The sequence below is a fragment of the Xenorhabdus mauleonii genome (assembly GCF_900113945.1).
In the GTDB taxonomy this organism is placed as follows: domain Bacteria; phylum Pseudomonadota; class Gammaproteobacteria; order Enterobacterales; family Enterobacteriaceae; genus Xenorhabdus; species Xenorhabdus mauleonii.
This window is the reverse complement of record NZ_FORG01000023.1, coordinates 17150-40480: the sequence shown is the minus strand read 5'-3', so window position 1 is coordinate 40480 and position 23331 is coordinate 17150. Positions and strand designations below refer to the sequence as shown.

Genomic DNA, 23331 nt, shown 5'->3' with positions numbered 1-23331 from the left:
GTTCTCCTCCTATGATCCCACTTCGGCATCGTCTGGTGTTGTTCCGCCAAAGCGGCGTTCTCGTTTGGCAAAGGCATTAATAGCACCTTCAAAAGCAGTTTCATCAAAATCAGGCCAAAGTATATCGGTAAAATACAATTCTGCATAAGCGATCTGCCATATCAAGAAATTGCTGATACGGTGCTCGCCCCCGGTTCTAATGACCAAATCGACTTCAGGCTGCTGACTTAAATTGATAAAACTGCCAATGGTAGACTCAGTAATTTCTTCGGGAGTCAGTTCATTTGCCTTAATTTTTTCAGCAACTTGTTTCATGCTCTGAACTAAATCCCAACGACCACCATAGTTAGCGGCAATATTAAGCTGCAATCCGGTATTGCCGGCCGTTAATTCAACTGAACGGCGAATGCGCTCCTGTAACCGCGTACTAAAACGACTAATATCACCAATAACGGACAATTTCACATTGTGCTTGTGCAGGCTCTTCACTTCATTATCAAGCGCAAAAACAAACAGCTCCATCAACGAACTGACTTCCTGCTGTGGGCGATTCCAATTTTCACTGCTGAATGCGTATAGAGTCAGTGACTTAATGTTGTGTTTAACTGAAAAACTGACAGAACTCCGCACAGCTCTAATTCCTGCACGGTGGCCAAATACTCTTAATTTTCCACGTTTTTTAGCCCAACGACCGTTACCATCCATAATAATGGCAACGTGTTGGGGGACTGTCGACAATGAGTCACTATCACTGGGAGATATCACTCAAAATAATCCTTAAATAACTAAATATGCTGGGCTTGCAGTAAATTCAATCGCTTTCAAACACGAAAAAGCCGTGTCACGTGTCAGTCATTACCACGGTTACCACGGCTATTTCTGGTTCGACCTGAATGAAAGCCTTTATATCTGGTACACGCGAGAAAAATGCGAATTCCAACTAATTGAATTGGCTATTATAACAACTATAATTTACCGCCGAACTATATCATTTGCCAAAACGCAAACAAACATATACTTATTAATAAAATTCGCTATTTAGCAAAACTTCTGATGGTTTCTCTCGCGAAAATTCTGGCTATGTTGTCGATTTCTAAGACCTCTTCTATGCTTTGAGGTTCAGATAAATTTAATTTTTCGACCACCAATCGATTGATTATCGCGATATCTGTGAAACGAATTCCACCTTTCAAGAAAGCATCAACAGTTTCTTCATTAGCGGCATTCAAAGCCGTTGTCGCTGACTGGCCTTCATGACAAGCCTCAATGGCTAATTTCAGGCAAGGGTAGCGCTGGTAATCCAGCTTTTCAAAGGTGAGCATACTCAATTCAGCAAAATCCAGCGGCTTTGCACCAGACTGAATACGATTAGGATAAGCCATCGCATAAGCTATCGGAGTGCACATGTCCTGTGTCCCCAGTTGCGCGATAATGCTGCCGTCATGATAACGAACCATTGAGTGAATAACTGACTGCGGGTGCAGCAACACTTCCATTTCTTCAGCAGAGGCATTGAATAAATAGCGGGCTTCAATGTACTCCAACCCTTTATTCATCATGGTTGCTGAATCTACTGAGATTTTACGCCCCATTGACCAAATAGGATGGGCGCAGGCTTCATCTGGTGTCACCAAAGGTAGTTTATCCAGAGGAGTAGTACGGAACGGGCCGCCTGAACCTGTCAGGATTACGCTGGTAATACCCTGTTCCTGTAAATTCGCTTTGCCAAGATTGTGCTGAACTTTTTCCGGCAGACTTTGGAAAATGGCATTATGTTCACTATCGATTGGCAACAATTGAGCACCATACTGAGCAACGGCATTCATAAACAGGCGGCCACTGGTAATCAAAGACTCTTTATTCGCCAACAATACCTGCTTGCCTTTGCGAATTGCTGCCAATGTTGGTAATAATCCCGCCACACCAACAATCGCAGACATAACCTGATCGACGTCTTCCAGTGCAGCCAAATCACAAATTGCATCTTTACCGAACAGAACTTCCGTTTTACTTCCCTGCTCTAGCAACAATTGACGCAATACATTTGCTGAATGCTCATCGGCCATCGCGGCATATTGTGGGCAAAATTCCAGACACTGCTGTGCCATAACTTCTGCATTTTTCCCAGCGACAAGTGCCACTACACTGAATTTATCTGGATTATTTCGGACAACAGAAAGCGTACTTTTCCCTATCGACCCTGTTGAGCCAAGAATAGTTAACCGTTTCATTTTTATACTCTGAATGTGCTACTGATATAAAATCACAATAGTTTGAGCGGTATAGATCGCTATGTCCATCGCTTGAGAAAGAAATGTGATACAAAATGTAATATAAAAAATAAGAACAACGCCGCAAGAACTGCGGCGTTGCTATTTATGAAATAGAAGTTATGAGATGAAAATCAGAAGTCCATCAATTCAGCTTCTTTATTCGCCAGTACTTCATCAATCTTCTTGATGAAGGTGTCAGTCAATTTCTGAATGTCATCTTGTGAACGACGCTCTTCATCTTCACTGATCTCTTTGTCTTTCAGCAGGGCTTTGATTTTATCGTTAGAATCACGGCGAATGTTACGAACGGCTACGCGTCCCTGTTCCGCTTCGTTGCGAACAATTTTGATCAGGTCTTTACGGCGCTCTTCTGTCAGCGGTGGCAATGGAACACGGATGATGGTTCCGGCAGAAGATGGGTTCAGACCCAGATCAGATGCCATAATGGCTTTTTCAACTGCCGCAGTCATAGAGCGGTCAAATACAGTGATAGCTAACGTACGAGCATCTTCTGCAACTACGTTTGCAATCTGGCGCAATGGAGTCGCAGAGCCATAATATTCAACGCTGATGCCATCCAACAGGCTAGGAGAAGCACGGCCAGTACGAACCTTGCTGATTTGGTTTTTCAGTGCTTCGACGCTTTTTTCCATGCGGTCTTGTGCGTCTTTTTTGATTTCATTAATCACGTTACAAACCCTTGGGATATGGTTATTTTTTAGGCCACTCATGCGTCAATAACAGATATGCGCATCAAAATCATTAAGTGGCCAGTGTCATTAAATTTGGCGCATCAGGCCGCTGATCATACCGTCAAACTTCACCGATGTCTCTGAGCTTAAGTTCTAAAAATCAGTCTTTAGAAATCAGCGTACCTTCATTTTCACCCATCACAACGCGACGAAGTGCACCAGGCTTATTCATATTAAAGACACGAATTGGCAGGTTATGGTCGCGAGCCAGCGTAAAGGCAGCAAGATCCATCACTTTCAATTCACGTTCCAATACGTCCTGATAAGTGAGTTTATCATGAAGAACAGCGTCAGGATTTTTCACGGGATCAGCAGAATAAACGCCATCAACTTTAGTGGCTTTTAATACAACATCCGCTTCAATTTCAATGCCACGCAGACATGCAGCGGAATCTGTTGTAAAGAACGGGTTACCAGTACCCGCAGAGAAAATAACAACGCGACCGTGACGCAGTAAGCTGATTGCCTCAGCCCAGCTATAATTGTCACATACGCCATTTAGTGGGATGGCAGACATTAAACGAGCGTTCACATAGGCGCGGTGTAAAGCATCACGCATAGCCAGACCGTTCATCACAGTCGCCAACATGCCCATGTGATCGCCTACTACACGGTTCATTCCTGCTTCGGCCAAGCCGGCACCTCGAAACAGGTTGCCTCCTCCAATAACGACACCGACCTGAATGCCCAACTCAACCAGTTCTTTGATTTCCTGAGCCATGCGGTCTAAGACGCTGGCGTCGATACCAAAACCTTCTGCGCCTTGCAGGGCTTCTCCACTGAGCTTAAGCAGGATTCTCTGATATACGGGTTTTGCATTGGTTGCCATGGTGTTCAGTCCTAAGCAAATAAGGATATTGGGGATTTATCTAATTACTATACCTTTCGTCTTTCAAGTTGCGTCTTTGCTGGCTGCGCTTATTCAGCGCTGTCTCCCTGCCACATAGTTATCTATGTTTCCGGGAATTAATGAAAAGCGGGAGCTTTTCACCGGAGGCCAGACTTGGGCTGGGTAAATTCGTTCCCTTGCCGCCGCGATGCCACTTGAAATCCATTGGGTATAAATATCCACGCTACGCAACATCCACGATACGCAGCCCAGATGTAAAAATTCATCATGAAATAAAACAGAACCGCCAATCGGCGGCTCCGTTTAAGAAAATTAAGACTGCTTGCTCATTGCAGCAACTTCTGCCGCGAAATCAGCTTCAACTTTCTCGATACCTTCACCTACTTCGAAGCGGATGAAGTTGATCACTTTAGCATTTTTCTCTTTCAGCAGATCGCCAACAGATTTGCTTGGATCCATAACGAAATTCTGACCAGTCAGAGAGATTTCGCCAGTGAATTTGTTCATGCGGCCAGAAACCATTTTCTCTGCGATTTCGCGAGGTTTGCCGGACTGCATTGCGATGTCCATCTGGATCTGATGCTCACGCTCAACAACTTCAGCAGGAACGTCAGTTGGGTTCACATATTCTGGCTTGCTTGCAGCAACGTGCATTGCAACGTGTTTGATCAGCTCTTCGCTTGCGCCTTCAGCTGCAACCAGAACACCGATGCGTGCGCCGTGCAGGTAAGAACCTACAGCTTCGCCTTCCAGGATTTCAACGCGACGGATGTTGATGTTTTCACCGATTTTTGCAACCAGTGCAGTACGCTGTTCTTCGAACTTAGCTTTCAGAGCATCGATGTCAGCGTTTTTGTCAGCCATAACGGAAGTAATAACTTCTTTACCGAACGCCAGGAAGCCGGAGTCTTTAGCAACGAAGTCAGTTTCACAGTTCAGTTCAACGATACCTGCGAATTTAGCATCAGCCGCAACTTCAACCAGAATCACACCTTCAGCAGCAACGCGACCTGCTTTCTTAGCCGCTTTTGCCTGACCTGATTTACGCATGTTATCGATAGCCAGCTCGATATCACCATTTGCTTCAACCAGTGCTTTTTTACATTCCATCATGCCTGCGCCAGTACGCTCACGCAGTTCTTTTACCAGAGCAGCGGTAATGTCAGCCATTTGTTTTATTCCTCGATGTGTCTCGCGGGAAGATAATATTCCGCGTGGAAAGTTCTATATCAGATAATAGTTCTATATCAGATAGCTAAAGGGGGCCGTAACAGGCCCCCTAACCAATATATTTCAATACCTGGTCAATAAGGGCTCAAAAATGAGCATGCCTTATTATTCAGCGTCTACAAGACCTTCTTCAGCCTGAACAGCCAGATCTTGAGAACGACCTTCACGAACAGCAGTAGCTGCAGCGCTCAGATACAGTTTTACTGCACGGATTGCGTCGTCGTTACCAGGGATGATGAAGTCAACGCCGTCTGGATCAGAGTTGGTATCAACGATAGCGAATACTGGAATACCCAGGTTGTTTGCTTCTTTGATAGCGATGTGCTCGTGCTCAGCATCGATAACAAACAGAGCATCAGGCAGGCCGCCCATGTCTTTGATACCGCCCAGGCTGTTTTCCAGTTTGCCAAGCTCACGAGTACGCATCAGCGCTTCTTTTTTGGTCAGCTTGTCAAAAGTACCGTCCTGAGATTGAACTTCCAGTTCTTTCAGACGCTTGATTGACTGACGAACTGTTTTCCAGTTAGTCAGCATACCACCTAACCAACGGTGGTTAACGAAATACTGGTCACAGCTCAGTGCTGCTTCTTTTACTGCTTCGCTTGCAGCACGCTTGGTGCCAACAAACAGGATTTTGCCTTTACGGGAAGCAATTTTGTTCAGTTCTGCCAATGCATCGTTGAACATTGGAACAGTTTTTTCCAAGTTGATGATATGAACTTTGTTACGAGCACCAAAGATGAAAGGTTTCATTTTTGGGTTCCAGTAACGAGTCTGGTGACCGAAGTGAACGCCCGCTTGCAGCATATCGCGCATAGAAACAGTTGCCATTTTAGACCTCTATAAAGTTAATTGGGGTTGTGCCTCCACAGATCCCATAACACCGACTCTTTGGCTGCTGACTATTCATTTAAACGAAAGCATGAACTAGCCGCATGAGAGCACCCCGGTGTATGTGCCGATCTGTGTGTGTTATTTACACATAATGAGTTTTATTTGGCATCCCGAAAATTGCATCACGTCAGAAACAATTACACAGAATACCGGCGCGCTTTATACCATAAACTGCCACTATACTCCAACATTTGTTACAGCTTTTACGCGTCTGTCAGCCGACGGTTATTGGCAGACATCCGGCGGGCTGATACCATTACCGACAACATTTTTCCTTCATTAATATCAAGGAGTCGGTAATTTTCCGACTTAAGTGGAACCATTTCATGGCAATTTCTATCAAAACAGAAGAAGACATCCAGAAAATGCGTGTTGCCGGACGCTTGGCAGCCGAAGTTCTGGAAATGATTGAGCCTTACGTTAAGGCGGGTGTGACCACCGGTGAACTCGATCGTATTTGTCACAAGCATATCACTGAAAAACAGCAGGCCATTTCTGCTTGTCTGGGCTACCACGGTTTCCCTAAATCTGTGTGCATCTCCGTCAATGACGTGATTTGCCACGGCATTCCAAGTGATGACAAGGTGTTGAAAGAAGGTGATATCGTCAATATCGACGTTACTGTCATCAAAGATGAATTCCACGGCGATACATCGAAAATGTTCATTGTCGGCAACCCAACCATTCAAGGTGAGCGTCTGTGCCGCGTGACACAAGAAAGTCTGTATCTGGCGCTGAAAATGGTTAAACCGGGCATCCGCCTGCGTACTATCGGTAAAGCTATCCAGCAATTTGTAGAAGGCAATGATTATTCCGTTGTCCGTGAATATTGCGGTCATGGCATTGGTCGAGTCTTCCACGAAGAGCCACATGTCCTGCATTATGATGCAGATGACGGCGGCGTAGTGCTGCAAAAAGGCATGGCATTCACTATTGAGCCAATGGTCAATGCGGGTGATTTCCGCATCCGTACCATGAAAGATGGCTGGACAGTCAAAACTAAAGATCGTGGTTGGTCTGCACAGTATGAGCACACGATTGTCGTTACCGACAATGGCTGTGAAATCATGACATTGCGCAAAGAAGAAGAGCCACATATTTCTGCGGTATTGGTGAACGCATAATTACCGCTCAAGATACCCTTTTTGCTCTATACATATCTCTTTTCTAATCAATGAAGCGCCTGCAAACAGGCGCTTCATTCTCTCCCTGTTGCCAATAATCCCTGTTCATCTCACCATTTTCTCAGTAATCTGGTCATCATGCATCGTTTCCTCATGAGCTTTCTCATTATGGGTATCTGTATATGCCAGCCAATATATCCTTAACACAAGCGCCTGTACCTCCTCTTTCCCCGATGGAATTTTCCCACGATGACCTGCAATTTTCGGCCCTGAAACAGCACGTTGATGAATTTCAATTATGGCTGGAGCAGTCATTCAAGGCAGGAATTTCACCGGATGCCCTAATTCATGCCCGCAGTGATTATATTGACAAGCTGCTAAATCGATTATGGCAGGCGCGAGGGTTTGAACAGATAACCTCTCTCACCCTGATAGCTGTCGGAGGTTACGGACGCCGTGAGCTGCACCCTCTTTCGGACATTGATTTGCTTATTCTGAGCGAACATTCATTGACCGAAGAACAATCAGCGTGCATTGGAAAATTGATTGCCCTGCTCTGGGATATCCGTCTGGAAGTGGGCCATAGCGTAAGAACGTTCGAAGAGTGTCTGGACAAAGGGCTGTCTGATCTGACCATCGCTACCAACCTGATTGAGTCCCGCTTGATTTGTGGTGATTTACCTTTGTTTCTCCGGTTGCAGAAGCATATTTTCAGCGATGATTTCTGGCCTTCTGCGCAGTTTTTCAATGCAAAGCTGGCCGAACAGCGGGAGCGCCATCAACGTTATCACAGCACCAGTTACAACCTTGAGCCAGATATTAAAAGCAGCCCGGGCGGATTGCGTGATATCCACACTTTACTTTGGGTTGCCCACCGCCATTTTGGCGCAACTTCACTGAATGAGATGGTTGCTTTCGGCTTCCTAAAGGATGAAGAACGTAACGAGCTGAACGAATGCCAGAGTTTTCTCTGGCGCATCCGTTTTGCTCTTCACCTGACTGTTAACCGCTACGACAACCGCCTGTTGTTTGAAAACCAGTTCAATGTCGCTCGACTGCTTGGTTATGAGGGAGAACGCAACCAGCCTGTCGAACGGATGATGAAAGATTTCTACCGCATGACACGCCGTGTCAGTGAGCTGAATAACATGCTGCTGCAACTGTTTGATGAAGCGATCCTGACACTGCAACCCAATGAAAAGCCGCGCCCCTTGAGTGCAGAATTCCAATTGCGGGGAGATCTCATCGATTTAATTGATGAAACGCTATTCAGCCGTGAACCCACTTCCATATTGAAAATGTTTTATCACATGGCCGAACATCGCGAAATTAGAGGGATTTATTCCACAACATTGCGTCAACTTCGCTACGCCCGCAGAAACCTGACCGCCCCTTTATGTGAGCTACCGGAAGCCCGACAGATTTTCATGGATATTCTTCGCCATCCCCATGCTGTCAGTGGCGCGCTGCTTCCCATGCACCGCCATAGCGTGCTGGGGGCTTATATGCCGCAATGGAGTAATATCGTAGGCCAGATGCAATTTGACCTTTTTCATGTTTACACCGTTGATGAGCATACGATACGAGTACTGCTCAAGCTGGAAAGTTTCGCCGATGAAAACAACCGTGTGATCCACCCCTTGTGTGTTGAGCTTTATCCCCGGATCCCCCAACTGGAGCTGTTGCGTCTGGCTGCTTTTTTCCATGACATTGCCAAAGGACGCAATGGCGATCATTCCGAACTGGGTGCCAAAGATGCCTTTACGTTCGCACTACAGCATGGGTTGACGACCAGAGAGGCGGAATTAGTCGAATGGCTGGTTCGTGATCACCTGTTGATGTCAGTCACTGCACAGCGGCGGGATATTCAAGATCCTGACGTTATCCAGCAATTTGCGGGAATTGTTAAAAATCAAACACGGCTGAATTATTTAATTTGCCTGACGGTTGCAGATATTTGTGCCACCAATGCCAAACTTTGGAATAGCTGGAAGCAAAGTCTGATACGGGAACTTTTCTTTGCCACTGAAGCGCAATTGCGCCAAGGCATTCAGAATCCGCCGGATTTGCGGGAACGTATCCGCAATAATCGCTTACAGGCGCTGGCTCTGCTGCGACAAGAAAATATCGACGAACAGCAACTGCACAATATCTGGAGCCGTTGCCATGCGGACTATTTTCTGCGCCATTCCCCCGATCAATTGGCGTGGCATGCCTGTCATTTAGTCCACCATGTCTCTTCAGAGCCGATGGTCTTGATCAGCACTGCATTTTCCCACGGTGGCACAGAAATTTTCATTTGGTGCCAAGATCGCCCTTCGCTTTTTGCTGCCGTGGCAGGCGAGCTGGACAGGCGCAATCTCAGTGTCCATGATGCCCAGATCTTTACAAGCCGTGATGGAATGGCGATGGATACTTTTGTGGTATTGGAACCAAACGGCCACCCATTGTCACTTGATCGCCACGAACCTATCCGCCGGGCTTTACTGGAAGTCGTCAACGATCCCCATCCTAAAGCACCACGAGCGCGCAATCTGCCCACCAAATTGCGCCATTTTAACGTGCCAACCAACGTTAAATTTTTACCGACACATAACACCCGGCGAACCTACATGGAGTTGATTGCGTTGGATCAGCCCGGATTGCTGGCTAGAGTGGGCAATATTTTTGCTGAACTGGGCGTTTACTTGCACGGTGCCCGAATTACCACCATTGGGGAACGCGTCGAAGATTTTTTTGTTCTGGCAGATAAAGATCAAAACGCGTTACATAAAAAAATCAGGGATGAATTATCAGAAAGGTTGACAGAAGCCCTCAACACACGGGATAAACTATAGTAAGACTCTCGACTTAACAGACATTAGGAACAGCATACCTATGCAGCAATTACAAGCTACTATCGAAAATGCATTTGAAAACCGCACAAACATAACTCCAACTACGGTGGATGGCGTGACCCGTGATGCCATTAATCAGGTAATCCAACTGCTGGACAGCGGAAAATTGCGTGTCGCAGAAAAGATCGATGGGCAATGGGTGACGCATCAGTGGTTGAAGAAAGCGGTATTGCTCTCTTTCCGCATCAATGACAATCAAGTAATGGAAGGGGCTGAAAGCCGCTATTTCGACAAAGTTCCCATGAAATTTGCTGATTATGATCAGGCTCGTTTCGAAAAAGAAGGGTTCCGCGTTGTACCTCCTGCGGCTGTTCGCCAAGGTGCTTACATCGCCCGTAATACAGTACTGATGCCATCTTACGTGAACCTTGGCGCCTATGTGGATGAAGGTTCAATGGTCGATACTTGGGCTACAGTAGGTTCTTGTGCACAAATCGGCAAAAACGTTCACCTGTCCGGTGGCGTTGGCATTGGGGGCGTTCTGGAGCCATTGCAGGCCAACCCAACTATCATTGAAGACAACTGCTTTATCGGCGCACGCTCTGAGATCGTAGAAGGCGTTATCGTGGAAGAAGGCTCAGTCATCTCTATGGGCGTTTATATCGGCCAAAGCACCAAAATTTACGATCGCGAAACAGGTGAGATCCATTACGGCCGTGTTCCTGCTGGCTCCGTTGTGGTATCCGGTAACCTTCCTTCGAAAGATGGCAGCTACAGCTTGTACTGCGCAGTTATCGTGAAAAAAGTTGATGCCAAAACCCGTGGCAAGGTGGGTATCAATGAACTGCTGAGAAATATTGACTAATTTCAGTACATACAAGCCACCTTGCGCTCACCTTACCATAGGTGGCTTGTTGTCATGCCTGGATTTGTTGTCATACCCGCACTTATTATCATACCCGCATAAGTTATTCATTCATCACGCCGAACCATTAACCAATTGACTTTTAACAATGACGAAATGGATAATAAATCCACTATTTTTTTGTCTTTTTCCATTTAATTTAAGTGACTAGGTGACGCACTATGTACGATAACTTGAAAAGTTTGGGAATCACACATCCAGAAGATATTGATCGCTATAGCCTCCGTCAGGAAGCAAATAACGATATTCTTAAGATTTATTTCCGCAAGGATAAAGGCGAGTTTTTCGCAAAAAGCGTTAAGTTTAAGTATCCACGTCAATTGAAAACCATTTCTGACGATAATTCAGGACAAGGTTACAAAGAAGTCAAAGAGATCAATACCAACCTGCGTTACGTGATTGAAGAGCTGGATCAGATTTGTAAACGTGATCAGATTGAAGTGGATCTGAAACATAAGATCCTTGATGATTTACGCCACCTTGAGCATGTTGTTGCCAATAAGATTGCAGAAATCGAGGCAGATCTGGAAAAACTGACGCGTAAGTAATCATGCCTGCTGTGCCATTACACCGCTTATCCTCAGGACGTTTTGCATGAAGTTAAGGCATAAGCGGTGCGATGGAGAAACATCTACAGCAAACTTCCCCACTCCTCAATCCAATTCTGAGCAAAGACTTCAGGCTCAACCACATCAATGGCATCAATCAACAGCACATCACCGATTCGTTTGGCTCCCTGCTCTTGCAGCAGCTTGTCAAATGCACGTCCACCACCGCAGAATGTGTCATAGCTGCTGTCACCCAACGCAATCAGGCCGTAACGTAAACCAGGCTGATAACCCAGATTATCACTAATCTCTGTATAAAGCGGCTGGATATTGTCCGGCAAATCGCCTTGCCCGGTCGTTGAAGTCACGACTAAAACAATCTGTTGTTGGTACATCTGCCATTGCTCTAAGGTCGCATCTTCATAGATTTCAACCTCATGCCCCTGCTGCCCGAGGATTTGTTGCGCTTCTTCTGCTACTGCCAGCGCGTTGCCATAAATTGTACCAACGAAAATACCAATTTTTGCCATAAATATTGATCTCTTTAATCGGTTTGATACTGCTTTCATTTATGAGTCGTTAAACACTCCAGCTCAGGCACTATGCCCTGCCAACCAAATTGCTCAAGCAAATGCTGCCACGATGATTCCCAGCGGGCAGTCAAAAGAAGCTCTTCGCCTGTGACGGGATGCTTGAATTGAAGATGGCTGGCATGCAGCATTAACCTTCCTGTCTGATAATATTTAGCAACTCCTCGATTTTGTCGCAAGTCACCATGTGTGGTATCCCCAATGATGGGATGCCGAATATGAGCCATATGCCGCCGCAATTGATGTTTACGACCGGTTTTAGGTTTTAGCTCCAACAAACTGAAACGTGATGTCGGGTAACGCCCTATTTCAACCGGGCACTCGACTTTAGCCAATGAACGGTAGTGCGTTGTCGCAGGTTGTGCTTCTCGGTCAGTATCCGCAAACTTATCTGCTATCTTGTCCAGCTCTTCCATCAAGGCGTAGTCGATAATATCACCACCTTCAACGTAACCCCGCACAATCGCATGATATGTTTTTTGTACATCATGGAATTCAAATTGTTGTGAAAGCGTTCTGGCAACTTCACTTGAAAGCGCCATCAATAAGACGCCGGAGGTCGGTCTATCCAAGCGATGAACAGGAAAAACATGTTGCCCGATTTGATCGCGCAATGTCTGCATGACAAAAACGGTTTCATGGCGTGCAAGCCAACTGCGGTGAACCAGCCATCCTGCCGGTTTATTAACCGCAACAATATGCTCATCCTGATAAATAATTTCCAGCATATCAAGCGTCCTGCGTAAACAGGATATCTAAAGCCCTCAGCAATTCCAGTAAAGGCAAATAACGCACGACTTCCTCTTTATAAACCTCTTCGAAGTATGGAGCGATAGAAAATGCTGTCGGCAATTTGGCTTTCTGTTCTATCAGTGCACGCATTCTTGGGATTAACACCCATTGGAGCCACTCACCAGCCGACATCGTATCAATGGAAAAAGGCTCTGTGCTTTCAAAGGCTTCTGGTTTAGGCGGGTAATTTTGCCATATACCTATCGTTTTCATGGCAGATTCAATCAACTGTAATTTATGTAGAACTTGTTTTTCGATACTCATGATGCTTCGTCTGATGCTTATCTGTTGTTCAAATGGCGGCAATCGCCACTGAAGTGGTCAATGAAAATGGGTCATTAGAAGGTAAGAGTATCATTGATGTGATTCCAGCGGAAAATTTGCTGTAAGAGAGAACGGAATAAAAAAAGAGGAGAGATAAAAATCTCTCCTCTTATATTGGTGTCATAGCAATCCGGCTAAATTGGGTGCATCCTGCTCATTCCCTGACAAAAGTACATCCCTGCCTGTTATCCGTTACTTGATTATTATCTTGATCGTTTTTTGGCATCCTGCCTGTACCTAACCATCCCTGAACCATCTTCCCGATGGAATTATTCCCTGGTTATTGCTTTGCTGTGATTCCTTACGGAACAGTAAAATTTTCTAATATTCGGATTGTTAATACAAGAAACTGAATTTAAACAGTTAGCCATACGATAAAAAGGGATATTATGTAAAATAGCCTCATCCTATTGATATACAATGCAAATAATATCAATGATAAATATTCACCTGGTGATTAAGAGAGATATCTCACGCCACGTGTAAGATATCTCTTACAAAAAGACAGACCAATATCTGCAACTGGCTGCTGACTGTTAAGAATGCGGGTGCGAAAACAAAGGCGTGAGAGCTGAAAGGAAACTAGCTAGATCTTCAGATAGCACTGTCCGTTCTTGGCTGCCGAACTGTTCAAGGATCACTCGCCCTGTTAGATTACAAACAGAAATCAACCCCATTTCAGAATCGGTCGTGCCAATAAACACAGTTGGTGAGAGCTTTAAGCGTTTTTGCGTCACCAGATGGCCAATCAGGTTTTCCTGCAATCGAATAAAGTCATCCTCGCTCCATACTTGAATCAAACTCAGTTCCTGTCCCTCGAAACTGGCAGCCATATCCCCGGCAAACTGTGTTACATAGAAATCATGGACAGAATCCTGTAACTGGATTTCCAGTGCTGTTTCAACCTTGCCTAACCGTTCTTGAGTAGAAAATTTCTTCGGAAGCCAATGCACCACCCCATCGCCTGTGCGTTCAATGCAAGGGGAAGGTACACCATACAAATCGCCACTGGCCGGAGGAAAACCCGTTTTCTGCTGCCACAATTCAATATAGCGCTGAGTAAAATCAGAGAGAGCCTCTGTCACATTAAAAGTCATCTGGTTATATCATCCATCGTTATCTTACAGTATATATATCTGCTATCTCCCTTATTCTTATCTGTTTTTTGGCAAAATAACAACTAGACATCATATTGCCACGCGATAAAAAATCACCCGATATAGTTTTTATCACCTGTATATCTGTAATTTATTCCAATAAACTCTAAAGAATTATTTTCTTCATGCCCCAACAAAATGCTATTAATCGCCAACATAATTATTTATTTATTATTCAAACAAATAAAAAAGAGAAATAGACAATTACCAATATTGTATAACATCGAAAAAAACGATTGTTCACGCACTACCAAGTAAACATTTCATACTTTAGCCTTCGCATTAAAAATTCCCGACTATAATTATTGTACCTATTGGATTTCAAGGCGTGTCAACAAATCAGAAATTTAAAAACGGCAGATATATATTTTTATTTTACAATTCATCGCTCCCAAAAATAGCTCCCGGCATATAAGCCGGCATGAGTTAATGATAGTCATATTTAAAAAACTTGAAGCATGATAATTAGATATAAAAAACAAACCAGCAATATCATTTTATTAATATTAAATATTTCAATCAAAAAACAATAAACATTAAAAACCTTGATAAAACCAAGGGAGTTTTAATATAAAGGATACAAAATAATGCACACAGAAAAACAAGATAACATTCCCACAAATCAATCACGCGACTTACCAGGCTTCCCTGAGCATGTGAAATGGGACTTTAGAAAATTTGAAACATGGTCACGTGAGATCAAAGTAGAGCATGTTCCATGCTGCACTCCAGACACAATTGAACACGTTCTTGAGGTAGTTAATTGGGCCAAAAAGCATGATTACAAAGTCAGGCCTATTGGACAATCACATAATTGGTCGCCTTTAATATTTAAACCGAAAGCAAGTGCCAACCGCATAATGCTCATGGATCTACAACCGCATTTTAATCAAGTAAGCATTGAGCAATCCTCTCCGGTTTCCATCGTTAAAGCACAAACGGGCGTGTTGATGGAAACATTGATGACCAAAATGGAAGAACATGGCCTTGGCTTCACTGCAACTCCCGCGCCGGGAGATTTAACGCTTGGGGGCGTTCTCGCAATCGGGGGACATGGAACCGCCATAAACGCGCTCGGTGAAAAAAATGAGGATGGGCACACTTATGGTTCCTTATGCAATTCGATATTATCCTTCTCTGCTGTAGTATGGGATGAATCAGGTCAGAAATATATTCTTAAGGAGTTTCAACGGACTGACCCAGATTGTGCACCACTGTTAACATCTTTAGGCAGTGTTTTGATATTAGAAGCCCAATTACAGGCAGGTAAAAACCAGCGACTTAGGTGTGAAAGTTTTACGGATATTCCCGCAACTGAACTATTTTTATCGCCACAAAATACCGATGCGGATAAACAAACTATTAGCCACTTTCTAGATAAATCGGGTCGGATTGAAGTCATTTTATTTCCCTTTACAGAAAAACCGTGGTTAAAAATTTGGAGCCTCTCCCCCGAAAAACCCAATTCCAGCGTAGAAGTATCCACACCTTATAATTATCCTTTCACTGAACCTACTGAGGCTACAGTAAAACAACTCACTGATGGCCTTAAGGGTTATCCGAGTTTCACTCCAACTGCATGTACAATACAATACAATTATATTGTCGATCACTTATCAAAACAGGGAAAAGACATCTGGGGTTGGAGTAAAAACCTACTGCTATACGTCAAACCAACCACTCTGCAGGTTACCGCCAATGGATATGTCGTGTTAACACGCCGTGCAGATGTACAACGAGTATTGAGCGTATTTTATACTTATTGGAAAACACTCATAGAGGAGTTCGAAGATAATGAAAAATATCCTATCAATGGCCCGCTTGAAGTGCGAGTAACCGGATTAGATACACCTTCTGAAGTCGTACATCAAGGTGCCGCTATTCCCAGTTTATCTGCTCTTCGCCCACGCCCGGATAAACCTGAATGGGATACGGCTGTTTGGCTGGATATTTTGACTATTCCAGGCACTCGCTACGCACCTGAATTTATGCGCAGATTTGAGCAATGGTTGTTTCAGGAATTTAATGGCACTTATGCAGCAGCTCGGGTTGAATGGAGCAAAGGCTGGGCATACACTAAAAATGCGGCATGGGAAGATGAAGATGTACTCACACAAAAAATCCCGGCATCATTTACTGATGGTCAACCTGCTGACAGCAACTGGGCAGCAACAATTTCTTTATTGAACAAACACGATCCTCATCACATATTTAGATCAACTTTCTTAGATAAGTTATTTTCTATTTAATCCCCCCTTTTGATAATCGGCAATGATATATCCACATATTTGCCGATTATCAACCCCGGATTTGTTCTATCAAAGAGACTATGGCTTTCCTTTTTTATTTACATGGCAATGATTTTTAATGGATGCGTTTTTTTAAATTCACATTAAAAACTTCAATGCAAGTCAATAGAAAAAGGAAATAAAAAATGTCCTCATCTGATTTGATCAAACAATCTTATAATCAACCACCCTATCATCAATCACAAGAAAATATTGTTGTTGATTTAGACTGTCACTTATCCAATTTCCCTAAAGAAATAGAATGTAAAAAGATAATATTCAAAAATTGGTCAGGAGAAATTAACGTCCCCAATATGCCATGTTGTATGCCACGTTCTTCAGCGGAGGTCATTTCCGTTGTCAACTGGGCATGGAAGGAGAATTATAAGGTAAGGCCTATTGGGCAGGCTCATAACTGGTCACCTTTAGTATTGGCATCCAATCAAAATACCAGTAATCGCATTATATTGATGGATCTCTCCAAGCATTTCACCAACGTTAATATTGAGCACCAGTCTGAATTTTCCATCGTCACAGCACAAACCGCCATCCTGATGGAAACATTGATGACCCGGATGGAAGAGCAAGGTCTGGGTTTCGCCGCAACTCCTGCACCCGGAGATTTAACATTAGGGGGCGTTCTCGCAATCGGGGGGCACGGAACCGCCATCAAAGCGCTCGATGAAGTTCCACAGTCTGGGCATACTTACGGCTCTATCAGCAACACAATATTATCTCTGTCTGCCGTCGTTTGGGATGACAAAAGTCAGCAATACATTATTAAACGTTTTGAACGAAGCAACCCGGACTGTGCGCCTTTATTAACGCATATCGGCAGCTCTCTCATTCTGGAAGTGCAATTTCAAGCAGGAAAAAACCAGCGCTTACGTTGTCAAAGTTTTACCCACATTTCGATGGATGAGCTGTTTTCTGCTCCGGAAGACACACAATATCAACAAACCATTAAACAACTTTTGGATAAAAGTGGTCGGGTTGAAGTTATTTTATTTCCCTTTACAAATAAACCATGGCTGAAAGTCTGGAGTGTCGCCCCAACCCGCCCGCCATCCAGTGTTGAAGTTAAGACTCCCTATAATTATCCGTTTTCCGATAATGTCCCATTAGTCGTATCAGATCTTTCGTCGATGATTTTTTCCACGGCACCGAAAGTCACTCCCTTGATGGGAGAAATGAAATATCAACTTGTCAACGCAGCCTTGCAAGGGAATGCCAAAGATATCTGGGGTTGGAGCAAAAATGTCCTGTTATATGTGAAACCCACGACTCTGCGCGTAACGGCAAATGGCTATGCCGTATTAACACGGCGTGCAGATATTCAGCGTGTACTCCACGTTTTTTATGATCAGTGGAAAAATATGCTCGTGAAGTTTGCTAAGGCAGGGAAATACCCCATCAACGGCCCAATTGAAGTACGAGTCACAGGATTGGATTCCCCTTCTGAGGTGATGGTTGAAAATGCCGCAGCTTCCAGTTTATCGGCTATTCGGCCACGCCCGGATAAACCGGAATGGGATGTTGCCATTTGGCTGGATATTTTGACGTTTCCGAACACCCCGCATGCCATTGAGTTTCTCCGTCAATTTGAAAAATGGTTGTTTCAAGAATTTAATGGTACATACGCTTCAGCCCGTGTTGAGTGGAGTAAAGGTTGGGCATATGGCAAAACGTCAGCGTGGGAAGATAAAGAGATTTTAACAAAGACAATTCCGGCCTCATTTACTGAAGGCTTACCTGCTGATAATAATTGGGTTTCAGCCGTATCAGCATTACAAAAACATGATCCACATCATATATTTAGATCACCCTTACTGGATAAATTATTTTCTGCTGATAATTAACTTACCTTTTCAGAAATAAAATCAACGCATTAGTCTATTTTAAATATTAAAGGAAATAACTAAAAACATGGGGCATTACGCCCCATGAATAATATCAGTTACTTATCTAAGTTCAAATAAACATCAGGTGTTAATAAAGGAAAAACTGAAAACATCTATATGTATTATCAAATAAAAAAACAATCCCTCAGACTGTCTTATTTTCTCTCTGCATTTTTAAAAAAGTATATACCCTATTAACTCCAAGTTTCAGGAAGCAACGTATTATCATCCCGCGTCGCGGGATGATAATACATGCGCCTTGAAATACGATGCGTATATAAGACAAGCTTCAAATAGTTTTCAATGACAGTTTTTTTATTAATGCAGCCATTAAAGTGTATTACCTTGTTGATCTAACCGATGAAATCAGAATGAAAGGTAATCATTTTTAACCTGTTATATTCCACCTGTTCATGAGCCGCCATCACCTCCATTGCCTCCCACTGCGCCATTTCCCCCATCGCCACCATTACCACCAGGTGCGCCATTACCGCCGTTGCCACCAGATTGCCCCGGTAATTTTCCATCTCCCCCTTTTCCGCCATCTTTGCAATGACTATTAGGTATACCATCTTTACCATTTTGCCCCGGCTGTCCATTTAAATTGCGGCAATCCAGCTTTTTTGAAATATTCACTTCATTGTTGGTTTTAGCCTGTAATAAGAAAGGGATACTTATTATAGATATAAATAAAATTGCTACGATTTTTTTCATGTTCATTCTCCTATGATGCCCTTGGGAAGAATTAAATAACATAGCGCATTTAGCTTAACAATCCCCCACGCCATTCTTCAATTATGTTATATTACTTTTATTTTCACCACCTATTTCATGCACTTCCCCTCTCCCATAAACTACCTTTATATTTAAGATATTAAAAAGGGAGTTTAAAATAATGAATATCGAATTAAGCCAATTAATTTTCTAAGTAAAACAGAATTAGTGACATCAGTATAAGAAAAAAACAATATGAAAATGAATTGGTTCTTATTTATAGCATAGAGTCAATTCATTGATTGACGCTAAATTGATTGAGACAAAATATAATATTCTCTTGAGGTAAAATTACCGATAATCTTTTCTCATGCATTTTGCAAAGACAGCACTGTGCAGGCTTAAGGAAACTTGCTGATCTCACTGGCCAATGCTACTCGTTAAGCTTACTAAGTAAGCACAATAAAAATACGAAGCATCAAAATTCCTTGGTACACTAAAGACTATCACATAACTAAAAACTATCTCACAGTCGAAAGATTCTTCAGACCTAAGGAATTCTAATGTCTTTATATCAGGATAATCAATCTCTTGCCCAGCTCACGTTAGGTAAACCAACTTCCTACTGCGATAACTACAATCCTACATTATTACAAGCCGTTCCCCGCAGCATGAACCGTGAACCGCTTGAACTATTCCCCGAAAATCTTCCTTTTCATGGTGCCGATATCTGGACAATGTACGAACTGTCCTGGCTCAATGCACGTGGCGTTCCTCAGGTCGCTATCGGTCATGTCAGCCTGAGCGCAGACAGTGAAAATCTTATCGAATCAAAAAGCTTTAAACTTTACCTGAACAGTTTTAACCAAACTCGCTTTGCAGATTGGGAGACTGTACAAAAAACATTGCAGCAAGATTTATCTGCTTGTGCCAACGGTGATATTGAAGTGGTTTTGCATCCCCTGCACAGCTTTAATCAACAACCCATTGCCGAATTTGCAGGAGAATGCATCGATAATCAGGACATTGAAATTAATGAATATCAGTTCAATCGTGATTATCTTAATAACGCAGCAATCGGCCCTGTCGTTGAAGAAACATTAGTCAGTCATTTATTAAAATCAAATTGCCTGATAACCCATCAACCCGATTGGGGCTCCGTTATGATTCGCTATAAAGGCGCAAAAATTGATCAAGAAAAATTATTGCGCTATTTAGTCTCTTTCCGCCATCACAATGAATTTCATGAACAATGTGTCGAGCGTATTTTCAACGACTTAATGATGCTGTGCGCCCCTGAAAAACTCACTGTTTATGCACGCTATACCCGCCGCGGAGGGTTAGATATCAATCCATGGCGCAGCAATGAAGAGTTTACGCCAGCAACCGGAAGACTGGCCCGCCAATAACCGACAGGGCAAAGGAGTTTTAATTGATTACACATGTCAACCCATTAGGGTCAATGGATCTACTCTCACAACTTGAAGTAGATATGCTTAAGCGTACAGCAAGCAGTGATCTATACCGCCTGTTCCGTAATTGTTCACTGGCTGTACTCAACTCTGGTAGCCAAACAGATAACAGTAAAGAATTACTCTTAAAATACGAAGATTTTGATATCAACGTGTTGCGCCGGGAGCGCGGCGTCAAACTGGAGCTGGTCAACCCTCCGGAAGAAGCTTTCGTTGATGGCACAATCATCCGTTCCCTGCAAGCAAACTTATTTGCCGTCCTGCGGGATATCCTGTTCGTTCATGCACAAATTGTGAAGGACGAACAAAACCATACCCTGAATTTAGAAAATGGTACGCATATCACCAGCACCATTTTCTCTATCCTGCGTAATGCCAAGGCGCTGCATATCGCAGAAGATCCCAATATGATCGTCTGTTGGGGAGGGCATTCCATCAATGAACGCGAATACTTGTACGGACGCAAAGTTGGGAATGAGCTGGGGTTACGGGAACTGAACATTTGTACCGGTTGCGGGCCGGGCGCAATGGAAGCGCCCATGAAGGGCGCAGCAGTGGGACATGCCCAGCAGAATTACAGGAAAAGCCGTTTTGTCGGCATTACCGAACCTTCAATCATCGCGGCAGAGCCTCCCAATCCATTGGTGAATGAACTGATCATCATGCCGGACATCGAGAAACGCCTGGAGGCATTTGTCCGTATTGCCCACGGCATTATTATCTTTCCTGGCGGGGTGGGAACGGCTGAAGAGTTACTGTATTTGCTGTCGATCATGATGAACCCTGAAAATAAAGAGCAAGTTCTTCCGCTGGTTTTAACCGGGCCGAAAGAAAGTGCCGATTATTTCCATGTTCTGGATGAATTTATTGTTAATACTCTGGGTGAGCAGGCACGCCAATGCTATCGCATTATTGTGGATGATCCATCAGAAGTCGCCCGCATCATGAAAAGAGCCATGCCGAGCGTCAAAGAAAGCCGCCGGGCTACAGGCGATGCTTACAGCTTCAACTGGTCATTGAAAATCAGCTCTGATTTACAATCTCCATTTGAGCCAACCCATGACAATATGGCTGATCTGAACTTATATCCAAATCAGACCCCCGAAAAACTCGCGTCAGCCCTGAGACGGGCATTCTCAGGCATCGTCGCCGGCAATGTCAAAGAAGTCGGTATTCATGCCATCGAAGAGCATGGCGCATTCAAAATCCACGGCGATGCCAGTCTCATGCGACGAATGGATAATTTATTGAAAAATTTTGTCGAGCAAGATCGCATGAAACTTCCGGGTGGCACGGCTTATGAGCCATGTTATGAGATAATCAAATAAAGCTCAGATATTTTATATACGCAATGGGTTTCAAATTGCATCGCAGCGGCACGGGAGTGACAACATTCGCCGGGAACGAATTTTCCCAGCCAACGGCTGGCCTCCGGAGAGAGGCAGGAGCCTCTCAGTAATCCCCGGAAGCATAGATAACCGTGTGTTTATAAAAACGGTGACCGGGGTGAGCGAGCGCAGCCAATAAAGAGGCAGTTTGAAAGACGAAATGTATATTCATCAATACCTAATGAGGCTGAAGCCAAGGAATAAATCCACGGATGGAGCAAACGACCATGATACACCTTTTGATTGTAGACGCCCTGAATCTAATCCGACGCATCCATGCAGTGCAGGGCAGCCCTTGTATCCCTGCCTGTGAGCATGCGTTAAAACAATTAATCACCCACGCTTCGCCAACTCATGCCGTTGCAGTGTTTGATGAAGATGATCGCAGCCATAGCTGGCGCCATAACCTTCTTCCTGACTATAAAGCCGGCCGTTCCGCCATGCCGGACAACTTGCAACAAGAAATGCCGCTGATTAAGCAAGCCTTTGCTGAATTGGGCGTCGCGTGCTGGCATGCTGAAGGCCATGAAGCCGATGATTTGGCAGCAACCTTGGCAATAAAAGTCGCCAATACTGGGCACCGTGTCACAATCGTTTCCACAGATAAAGGCTACTGTCAGCTTCTCTCTCCCAATATCCAAATCCGCGATTATTTCCAAAAGCGCTGGCTGGATTTACCGTTTGTTCAGCAAGAGTTCGGCGTTATCCCAAATCAACTGCCCGATTATTGGGGGCTTGCGGGTATCAGCAGCAGTAAAATACCCGGCGTGCAAGGCATTGGCCCCAAAACTGCCTCAGCCCTGCTACAACAGGCGGGTTCGCTGGATAATTTGTACCAACACTTGGATAGTCAACCGGATAAATGGCGCAATAAATTGGTTTCCCACAAAGAAATTGCCTATATCAGCCGTGAAGTTGCTTCATTGAAAACCGATTTGTCACTACAAGGAAACTTGCAGCAACTTAGATTGCTTCATGTATAACGAGAATTTACTGGCTCCTCAGCAACGTGAGGAGTCAGATACTGATGAATTTCAAGAGGCAACGTGACAACAAGTGAATGAATTTACCCAGCCAAAAGCTGGCCTTCGGTGAGAAGCAGGCGCTTCTCAGTAATCTCCGGGAGCATAGATAACCGTATTTTATAAAAACGGTGACCAAGATGAATAAGTACCGTTAATCTAGTCGGTATGTATTCATCGTACTTCAATAGCATTTGTTATCACCTTTAAGCACAGGGAGATAATAAGTGATTTTTGTCTTACGAACTGC

Annotated in this window: 20 protein-coding genes; 9 read left to right on the top strand and 11 right to left on the bottom strand. The window is 44.0% G+C overall.

Features of this window, described 5'->3' with window-relative positions:
• Positions 1–9: 9 nt before the first annotated feature.
• The 6 genes from uppS to rpsB form a co-directional block, all read right to left on the bottom strand.
• Positions 10–705 carry a polyprenyl diphosphate synthase gene (gene uppS, locus BM100_RS17530; RefSeq protein ID WP_244590721.1) on the bottom strand — a complete coding sequence of 232 codons (696 nt, stop codon included), beginning with the start codon at positions 703–705 and terminating at the stop codon, positions 10–12.
• A 329-nt stretch (positions 706–1034) separates the two neighbouring features.
• Positions 1035–2231: a 1-deoxy-D-xylulose-5-phosphate reductoisomerase gene (gene ispC / locus BM100_RS17525; protein WP_092513301.1), complete on the bottom strand. Its 1197-nt coding sequence runs from the start codon at positions 2229–2231 to the stop codon at positions 1035–1037.
• A gap of 173 nt (positions 2232–2404) precedes the next feature.
• On the bottom strand, positions 2405–2962 hold the full coding sequence (gene frr, locus BM100_RS17520) for a ribosome recycling factor (protein WP_092513299.1): 558 nt from the start codon (positions 2960–2962) through the stop codon (positions 2405–2407).
• Positions 2963–3125: 163 nt separating this feature from the next.
• A complete protein-coding gene (gene pyrH, locus BM100_RS17515) occupies positions 3126–3854 on the bottom strand; it encodes a UMP kinase (RefSeq protein ID WP_092513297.1) in 729 nt (242 codons plus the stop codon).
• A 333-nt stretch (positions 3855–4187) separates the two neighbouring features.
• Complete coding sequence (gene tsf / locus BM100_RS17510; RefSeq protein WP_092513295.1) at positions 4188–5045, bottom strand: translation elongation factor Ts; 858 nt, start codon at positions 5043–5045, stop codon at positions 4188–4190.
• A 165-nt stretch (positions 5046–5210) separates the two neighbouring features.
• Positions 5211–5936, bottom strand: coding sequence for a 30S ribosomal protein S2 (gene rpsB / locus BM100_RS17505; protein WP_092513293.1), 726 nt, complete (start codon positions 5934–5936; stop codon positions 5211–5213).
• Positions 5937–6325: 389 nt separating this feature from the next.
• Here rpsB and map point away from each other — a divergent pair, with 389 nt between their 5' ends.
• From map to BM100_RS17485, 4 genes are all read left to right on the top strand, one after another.
• Positions 6326–7123, top strand: a complete 798-nt coding sequence (gene map / locus BM100_RS17500; protein ID WP_092513291.1) for a type I methionyl aminopeptidase — start codon at positions 6326–6328, stop codon at positions 7121–7123.
• A 182-nt stretch (positions 7124–7305) separates the two neighbouring features.
• Complete coding sequence (glnD, locus tag BM100_RS17495) at positions 7306–9960, top strand: bifunctional uridylyltransferase/uridylyl-removing protein GlnD (protein WP_092513289.1); 2655 nt, start codon at positions 7306–7308, stop codon at positions 9958–9960.
• A 40-nt stretch (positions 9961–10000) separates the two neighbouring features.
• Complete coding sequence (gene dapD, locus BM100_RS17490) at positions 10001–10825, top strand: 2,3,4,5-tetrahydropyridine-2,6-dicarboxylate N-succinyltransferase (protein WP_092513287.1); 825 nt, start codon at positions 10001–10003, stop codon at positions 10823–10825.
• Positions 10826–11046: 221 nt separating this feature from the next.
• The gene (locus BM100_RS17485; RefSeq protein ID WP_092513285.1) at positions 11047–11433 is read left to right on the top strand and encodes a DUF3461 family protein; all 387 of its coding nucleotides are present in this window, start codon (positions 11047–11049) and stop codon (positions 11431–11433) included.
• An 83-nt stretch (positions 11434–11516) separates the two neighbouring features.
• Here the strand turns inward: BM100_RS17485 and BM100_RS17480 are convergent, their stop codons facing one another.
• The 4 genes from BM100_RS17480 to syd form a co-directional block, all read right to left on the bottom strand.
• On the bottom strand, positions 11517–11963 hold the full coding sequence (locus BM100_RS17480; RefSeq protein ID WP_092513283.1) for a flavodoxin: 447 nt from the start codon (positions 11961–11963) through the stop codon (positions 11517–11519).
• A gap of 35 nt (positions 11964–11998) precedes the next feature.
• On the bottom strand, positions 11999–12751 hold the full coding sequence (gene truC, locus BM100_RS17475; RefSeq protein WP_092513281.1) for a tRNA pseudouridine(65) synthase TruC: 753 nt from the start codon (positions 12749–12751) through the stop codon (positions 11999–12001).
• 1 nt (position 12752) lies between these two features.
• The gene (locus BM100_RS17470; RefSeq protein WP_092513279.1) at positions 12753–13079 is read right to left on the bottom strand and encodes a YqcC family protein; all 327 of its coding nucleotides are present in this window, start codon (positions 13077–13079) and stop codon (positions 12753–12755) included.
• Positions 13080–13675: 596 nt separating this feature from the next.
• The gene (gene syd / locus BM100_RS17465) at positions 13676–14236 is read right to left on the bottom strand and encodes a SecY-interacting protein (RefSeq protein WP_092513277.1); all 561 of its coding nucleotides are present in this window, start codon (positions 14234–14236) and stop codon (positions 13676–13678) included.
• A 647-nt stretch (positions 14237–14883) separates the two neighbouring features.
• Between syd and BM100_RS17460 the strand changes: the two genes are divergently transcribed.
• Both BM100_RS17460 and BM100_RS17455 read left to right on the top strand, forming a co-directional pair.
• On the top strand, positions 14884–16545 hold the full coding sequence (locus BM100_RS17460) for a cholesterol oxidase substrate-binding domain-containing protein (RefSeq protein ID WP_092513275.1): 1662 nt from the start codon (positions 14884–14886) through the stop codon (positions 16543–16545).
• 185 nt (positions 16546–16730) lie between these two features.
• Positions 16731–18443: a cholesterol oxidase substrate-binding domain-containing protein gene (locus BM100_RS17455; protein WP_092513273.1), complete on the top strand. Its 1713-nt coding sequence runs from the start codon at positions 16731–16733 to the stop codon at positions 18441–18443.
• Positions 18444–18896: 453 nt separating this feature from the next.
• On the opposite strand, the gene BM100_RS17450 is transcribed toward BM100_RS17455, so the two are convergent.
• Positions 18897–19199 (bottom strand): hypothetical protein, encoded by a 303-nt coding sequence (locus tag BM100_RS17450; protein ID WP_092513271.1) that lies wholly within the window; start codon positions 19197–19199, stop codon positions 18897–18899.
• A 563-nt stretch (positions 19200–19762) separates the two neighbouring features.
• On the opposite strand from BM100_RS17450, the gene queF reads away from it, so the two are divergent.
• The 3 genes from queF to xni all read left to right on the top strand — a co-directional run bounded on the left by queF (position 19763) and on the right by xni (position 23042).
• The gene (gene queF, locus BM100_RS17445; protein ID WP_092513269.1) at positions 19763–20608 is read left to right on the top strand and encodes an NADPH-dependent 7-cyano-7-deazaguanine reductase QueF; all 846 of its coding nucleotides are present in this window, start codon (positions 19763–19765) and stop codon (positions 20606–20608) included.
• 23 nt (positions 20609–20631) lie between these two features.
• Positions 20632–21999, top strand: coding sequence for a nucleotide 5'-monophosphate nucleosidase PpnN (ppnN, locus tag BM100_RS17440; protein WP_092513267.1), 1368 nt, complete (start codon positions 20632–20634; stop codon positions 21997–21999).
• 287 nt (positions 22000–22286) lie between these two features.
• Positions 22287–23042: a flap endonuclease Xni gene (gene xni, locus BM100_RS17435; RefSeq protein WP_092513350.1), complete on the top strand. Its 756-nt coding sequence runs from the start codon at positions 22287–22289 to the stop codon at positions 23040–23042.
• Positions 23043–23331: the final 289 nt, after the last annotated feature.